Source organism: Mycobacterium sp. 852002-51057_SCH5723018 (assembly GCF_001667035.1).
In the GTDB taxonomy this organism is placed as follows: domain Bacteria; phylum Actinomycetota; class Actinomycetes; order Mycobacteriales; family Mycobacteriaceae; genus Mycobacterium.
Genome location: NZ_LZIR01000127.1, coordinates 172499 through 179037, shown reverse-complemented (window position 1 = coordinate 179037; position 6539 = coordinate 172499). Strand labels below are relative to the sequence as shown.

7 protein-coding genes are annotated in these 6539 nt (G+C 69.0%); 3 read left to right on the top strand and 4 right to left on the bottom strand.

Annotated elements, in window-relative coordinates:
- Positions 1-137: 137 nt before the first annotated feature.
- Positions 138-437: a GlsB/YeaQ/YmgE family stress response membrane protein gene (locus A5764_RS26670; RefSeq protein ID WP_067119727.1), complete on the top strand. Its 300-nt coding sequence runs from the start codon at positions 138-140 to the stop codon at positions 435-437.
- A gap of 47 nt (positions 438-484) precedes the next feature.
- Positions 485-1516, top strand: a complete 1032-nt coding sequence (locus A5764_RS26665) for a zinc-binding alcohol dehydrogenase family protein (protein ID WP_197501740.1) — start codon at positions 485-487, stop codon at positions 1514-1516.
- Positions 1517-1519: 3 nt separating this feature from the next.
- Here A5764_RS26665 and A5764_RS26660 read toward each other — a convergent pair whose 3' ends face one another.
- Entirely contained in the window at positions 1520-2263 is a 744-nt protein-coding gene (locus A5764_RS26660) for a CPBP family intramembrane glutamic endopeptidase (RefSeq protein ID WP_156664900.1), read from the bottom strand.
- A gap of 35 nt (positions 2264-2298) precedes the next feature.
- A complete protein-coding gene (locus A5764_RS26655) occupies positions 2299-2835 on the bottom strand; it encodes an ABATE domain-containing protein (protein ID WP_197501739.1) in 537 nt (178 codons plus the stop codon).
- A 158-nt stretch (positions 2836-2993) separates the two neighbouring features.
- On the opposite strand from A5764_RS26655, the gene A5764_RS28655 reads away from it, so the two are divergent.
- Complete coding sequence (locus tag A5764_RS28655; protein ID WP_156664899.1) at positions 2994-3161, top strand: hypothetical protein; 168 nt, start codon at positions 2994-2996, stop codon at positions 3159-3161.
- Here A5764_RS28655 and A5764_RS26650 read toward each other — a convergent pair whose 3' ends face one another.
- Positions 3162-5549, bottom strand: a complete 2388-nt coding sequence (locus A5764_RS26650; RefSeq protein ID WP_067119723.1) for a phosphoketolase — start codon at positions 5547-5549, stop codon at positions 3162-3164.
- Positions 5550-5593: 44 nt separating this feature from the next.
- Positions 5594-6442: an SDR family oxidoreductase gene (locus A5764_RS26645; protein ID WP_067119722.1), complete on the bottom strand. Its 849-nt coding sequence runs from the start codon at positions 6440-6442 to the stop codon at positions 5594-5596.
- Positions 6443-6539: the final 97 nt, after the last annotated feature.

Here is a 6539-nt window from a genome sequence, read left to right as displayed (position 1 = left end):
TATAAGAGACCGCCCCGGCGCCAGCCCCCGGAGCACCCGCGCCGGCCCAAGCGCCCGCGGGCGAAGTCACTCCGACGACCGCATCGGAGCCGCAGCGCGGCTTGCCGGCCTGACCCGCCGATCGCAAGGAGACCCGCATGGACGTCATCGCAGCCACCGAATACCTTGCCCGCTCCACGACCCTGACCAGGGTCGGCTGGATCGGCTACATCATCATCGGCGGGATCGCCGGCTGGATCGCGGGCAAAATCGTCAAGGGCGGCGGGTCCGGCATCCTGATGAACATCGTGATCGGCATCGTCGGCGCGCTGATCGGCGGCTTCTTGCTGAGCTTCTTCGTCGACACCGCCTCGGGCGGCTGGTGGTTCACGCTGTTCACCGCGATTCTGGGCTCGGTCATCCTGCTCTGGATCATCGGCATGGTGCGAAGGACTTAACCGGGCTAAAGCGTTGCGGCCGTGGCCGATAGCGGCAAGATGGACGGATGACCCCATCGGCGACCGCCGCCGCCACGATGCGCGCGTGGCGGGTGCGCCGCCCGGGGCCCATGGATACCAAGCCGCTCGAGCAGGTCACCGCCGAGGTGCCGCGCCCGTCGCCGACGGAGTTGCTGGTCGCCGTGCGCGCGTGCGGGGTGTGCCGCACCGACCTGCACGTCGCCGAGGGCGACCTGCCCGTGCACCGCGAGCACGTGACGCCCGGCCACGAGGTGGTGGGCGAGGTGGTCGAGGTTGGCGCCCAAGCCGGTGACGAGTTCGAGGTCGGGGACCGGGTGGGCATCGCCTGGCTGCGCCACACCTGCGGCGTGTGCAAGTACTGCCGTCGGGGCAGCGAGAACCTTTGTCCGGAGTCTCGCTACACCGGCTGGGACGCCGACGGCGGCTACGCCGAATTCGCAACGGTCCCTGCGGATTTCGCGCACCATCTGCCGGGCGGCTACACCGACAGCGAGCTGGCGCCGCTGCTGTGCGCCGGCATCATCGGGTACCGCTCGCTGCTGCGCGCCGAGCTGCCACCGGGCGGGCGGCTGGGGTTGTACGGCTTCGGCGGCAGCGCCCACATCACCGCGCAGGTCGCGTTGGCGCAGGGCGCCGAGGTGCACGTGATGACTCGCGGGGCCGATGCGCGCGAGCTGGCGCTGAAACTCGGCGCCGCGTCGGCCCAAGGCGCGGCCGATCCACCGCCCGTGCCGCTGGACGCCGCTATCTTGTTCGCGCCGGTCGGCGAGCTGGTGCTGCCCGCGCTGGAGGCGTTGGACCGCGGCGGCACCCTGGCCATCGCGGGCATTCACCTGTCGGACATCCCGCCGCTCAACTACCAGCGCCACCTGTTTCAGGAGCGCCAGCTGCGGTCGGTCACGTCGAACACCCGGGCCGACGCGCGAGCCTTCCTGGATTTTGCGGGGAGGCATCGCATCGAGGTGACCACGCCGGAATACGCGCTGGCGCAGGCCGATCGGGCGTTGAGCGATCTGGCCGCGGGCCGCATCGCCGGGGCGGCGGTGCTGCTCGTCTAGGCCTCAGCTCGACAGGTGCCAGACCAGCGCCGCGGCCAGGGCGCCCAGCCCGTTCAATGACCAGTGCAGCGCGATCGGCGCGATCAGGCTGCCGCTTCGCCGGCGCAGCCAGCTGAAGACGAACCCGGCCGCCCCGGTGGCCAGCACCGCCAGCGTCACCCCGGCCACCATGCCGGCGAACCCGCCGCCGAACACCCGGGTGAAGCCGACGTTGTTGCTGGTGAGCCCGAGCGACGTGGCGACGTGCCACAGCCCGAACAGCAGCGATCCAACCAGCGCGACGCCGCGAAAACCCCACGCCCGGTTCAGCGCGCCGTGCAGCACGCCGCGGAAGGCCAGCTCCTCGGGGATGACGGTCTGCAGCGGGATGACGACCATCGACGCGATCAGGGCGCCGGAGATCGTGGCGTAGTGGTTGTTCAGGAACATCGGCCGGGTCATCGGCAGCAGCACACCGACCGCGATCACCGACGCGACGACCGCGACGGCGGCCAGCGCGTACCCCAGCCCCGACTTCCAGTGCTCGCGGCCCAGTCCGAGGTCGGTCCAGTCCAGGCCCCTGGCGCGCATCAGGATCGCCAGGCCGACGGCGGCGACCGGGACGGTCGCGACGCTCGCCCACGGCGTGGTGAAGTGCGCGATCAGGTTGGTCAGCACCAGCACCGCCACCACCACGGCGATGTCGAGATGGAGGCGGAACCGTTGCAGCCCCGGATGGCGGTCGCCGGCCATCCTCACGTCGAGCATTGGGCAAGCTTACCCGCGAAGCCCGTTCGCCCAGCTCAGCCGGCTGAGGAACGCTGAGCCGCAGCGGCGGCATGCTGGCGGGCGCGGAAGGCCTGGACCTTCGCGCGGTTGCCGCACGTGCGCATTCCGCACCAATGCCGGTTCTGGGCTCGCGACGCGTCGATGTAGAGGCGCGTGCAGCCAGGATGGGAACATCCCTTGACCTTCTCGATGTCGGGTCCGGCATAGAGGTCGAGTAGATCGGCGGCCAGCCCCGCGAGCAGCTGCGGCACGGTACCGCCGCGGCTGACAGACCCGTCCGGGTGCAATACCGGCGTGAGCTGGGGTTGGGATGCGTGCGCATTCAGCAGATCAACGTCGGCGACGTCGGGTCGGCCGCCCTGAAGCCGCGCGAAAACGACCCGGTAGATGGCTTCGCGCAGCGCGATCGCGGCCGTCAATTCATCGTCGGTGATCGCGAGCGCCGAATCCACCAGCCCCGCGCCACCCGCCCAGTCCGACAACTGTTGCGGGTCGGTCAGCAATTCCTCGCGCGCTGACCCGCGGTATTTCAGCGTGCCCGCGAAGTCCAAGCACCGCCGCCCGCTCACGTAGACGAACTCCATGTAACCACCTTGACAGGTTTCAGTATCTTTGGCAAGCTGTAACTATCCAAGATGGTTACACACGGATGGACCAGCTCATCGCGACGATCGAGCGAACGAAAACAGCATGAGGGCAGGAGGAACCCATGGCTACTACGGTATGGACGCTGCTCTCAATCCTCGTCATTGCCCCTTTGGGCGCTCTTGCCTTCGACCGACCCCTCTACGGCAATTGGATCTGGCACATCGACGCTGAGAAGCCGGGAGACTACGGTGAGCCTTCCGGCGTCACCGGCAAACCCCACGCCACGTAGTCACTCCCTCGACGACCAGGTCCATCCCGAGATCGCCGGGTCGTCCTCGCCGTGCTCGCGGGTGTAGATCCGCGCGGCGAGGCGGGCGTCGACCATGCGCTGACGCAGCACGGCGGCCTGGCTGGCCAGCCCGTCCACCCGGTCGATGACGTCCATGACCAGGTGGAAGCGGTCCAGGTCGTTGAGCATCACCATGTCGAACGGCGTCGTCGTGGTGCCTCGCTCCTTGAAGCCGCGCACGTGGAGGTGCGCGTGGTTGGTGCGCGAATAGGTGAGTCGGTGGATGAGCCACGGGTAGCCGTGGTAGGCGAAGATGACCGGCTTGTCGCGGGTGAACAGCGCGTCGAACTCCCGGTCCGGCAAGCCATGTGGGTGCTCGGAGTCGGGCTGCAGCCGCATCAGGTCGACGACGTTGACCACCCGCACCGCCAGCCCGGGCAGTTCGCGACGCAGGATGTCGGCCGCCGCCAGGGCCTCTTGCGTCGGGATGTCGCCGGCGCAGGCCAGCACCACGTCGGGTTCGGCGACTGAAGCTGCAGCGGTGCCCGCCCATTCCCAGATGCCCAGGCCGCGCGCGCAGTGGGCAATCGCCTGGTCCATGTCCAGGTAGGAAAGGGCGGGCTGCTTGCCGGCGACGATGACGTTGATGTAGCTGCGGCTGCGCAGGCAGTGGTCGGCCACCGACAGCAGCGTGTTGGCGTCCGGCGGCAGGTACACCCTCGTCAGCTCAGCGCGCTTGTTGGCGACCAGGTCGATGAACCCCGGGTCCTGATGCGACGCGCCGTTGTGATCCTGGCGCCACACGTGGGAGGTCAGCAGGTAGTTCAGCGACGCGATCGGCCGCCGCCACGGCAATTCCCGGCTGGTGGCAAGCCATTTCGCGTGTTGGTTCAGCATCGAGTCGACGATGTGGACGAACGCCTCGTAGCAGTTGAACAGGCCATGCCGGCCGGTCAGCAGGTAGCCCTCCAGCCAGCCCTGGCACAGGTGCTCGGAGAGCACCTCCATCACGCGGCCGTCGGGCGCGAGGTTCTCGTCATCGGGCTCGATCTCCGACAGCCACACCTTGTTCGTCGCGCCGTACACGGCGTCGAGCCGGTTGGAGGCGGTCTCGTCGGGGCCCATGAGCCGGAACCGGTCGGAATTGCGGGCGATCACGTCACGCAGATAGGTGCCCAGGATCCGCGTGGCCTCATGCATCTCGGCGGCCGGCTGCGGCACCGGCACCGCGTACTCGCGGAAGTCCGGCAGGTCCAGGTCGTGCAGCAGCAGCCCGCCGTTGGCGTGCGGGTTGGCGCTCATCCGGCGGTCGCCGCGCGGCGCCAGCGCGCGCAGCTCGGGCCGCAGCGCGCCGTCGTCGTCGAACAGCTCCTCGGGCCGGTAGCTGCGCAACCATTCCTCCAACTGCGCGCGGTGTGCGGGATTGTCGTGGGTTTCGGCCAGCGGCACCTGATGGGCCCGCCAGGTGCCCTCGACCTTCTTGCCGTCGACCACCTGGGGTCCGGTCCAGCCCTTGGGGGTGCGCAGCACGATCATCGGCCACACGGGGCGCTCGGTCTCGCCGCCGCCGCGCGCCGCCCGCTGGATGGCCTCGATGTCGTCGAAGGCTTCGTCGAACGCGGCGGCCAGCTGCCGGTGCACGTCGGCCGGGTCGTCACCGGCGACCGTGATGGGCCGATAGCCGTAGCCGCGCAGCAGCGATTCCAGCTCGGGGTGGGGGATGCGGGCCAGCACCGTCGGGTTGGCGATCTTGTAGCCGTTGAGGTGCAGGATCGGCAGCACCGCGCCGTCGGTGGCCGGGTTGAGGAACTTGTTGGAATGCCAGCTGGCCGCCAGTGGCCCGGTTTCGGCCTCGCCGTCGCCGACCACGCAGGCCACCACCAGGTCCGGGTTGTCGAAGGCGGCCCCGTAGGCATGCACCAGCGCGTAGCCCAGCTCGCCGCCCTCGTGGATCGAGCCCGGCGTCTGGGCCGCGACGTGGCTGGGGATGCCGCCGGGAAAGGAGAACTGCCGGAACAACTTCCGCAGGCCTTCGGCGTCTTCCTCGATGCCGGTGTACACCTCGCTGTAGGTGCCCTCCAGGTAGGCGTTGGCGACCAGCCCGGGGCCGCCGTGGCCCGGCCCGGTGACGTAGATGACGCTCGCGTCGCGGTTGCGGATGATCCGGTTCAGGTGCGCGTAGATCAGGTTGAGCCCGGGCGTGGTGCCCCAGTGCCCCAACAGCCGGGGTTTGACGTGCTCGGCCGACAGCGGCTCGCTCAGCAGCGGGTTGTCCAGCAGGTAGATCTGTCCGACCGACAGGTAATTGGCCGCGCGCCAGTACTTGTCGATGAGGGCCAGTTCGTCGCCGGAGAGTTCAGCGCGTTTGGTTGGGGTTTCTAGGGTCACCCCGCCGATTGTCCGCGCCCCGAATGAACAACGCCCGGCGGCGCCTATTCTTCGCCGCGGGCCCGGGCCTCGTAGGCACGGCGCTTCTCGACGTCGACGTCATCGGTGAAGACATGGTCGCCGCCGAGGACGCGGTTCAGCCCCTCGGCGATTCTGCGTGGCCAGAACTTTTGAGACACCACCATCGCGCCCGCCGCCCTGGTCACCCGCACCTTCGGCTTCGGGTGGGCCACCAGCCCGACGATGGCCTCGGCGATCTCGGCCGGCTCGGCGTTCCTGAACCCCTTCATCCCGGGAGTCCCGGCGACGAGCTCGGTGTTGACGAACGTCGGCAACACCGCCGAGAACTTGACGCCGGCCGAGCGGTACTCCAGCCTGGCGGCATCGGTGAAGGCGACCACCGCGTGCTTGCTCGCGCAGTAGGTGGCCAGCCCGACGACGTAGAGCTCCCCGGCCAGTGAGGCGACGTTGATGACGTGCCCGGATCCGCGCGGCACCATGCGCTGCGCCGCCAGCTTGCTGCCCAGGATCACGCCGTAGACGTTGATGTCCAGGATGCGCCGGGTGACCGCGTCCGGCTCATCGATGATCCGGCCGACGGGCATGATGCCGGCGTTGTTGACCAGCACGTCGATCGGCCCGAGCTGGCGTTCTACACCGTCCAGGAAATCGGAGAAGGAATGCTGGTCGGTGACGTCGAGCTTCCCGTAGACGTCGAGGCCGAGCGCGGCGCCCGACTCCTTCACCCGCACCTCGTCGATGTCTCCGATCGCGACTTTGGCCCCCAGGTTGTGCAACGCGGTCGCGGTGGCCAGCCCGATTCCCCGTGCGCCGCCGGTGATCACCACCACCTTGTCGCGCACCTTCACCCCGATCGATGCCGTGTCCGCCATTGTCGTCGTCCCTCCCGGAGTTGACGGGTGTCAATTGCCGATCCGGTAAGCACAACACTCGGCGCCGTCCCGCGCAAATAACGACCACGAGGCCGAT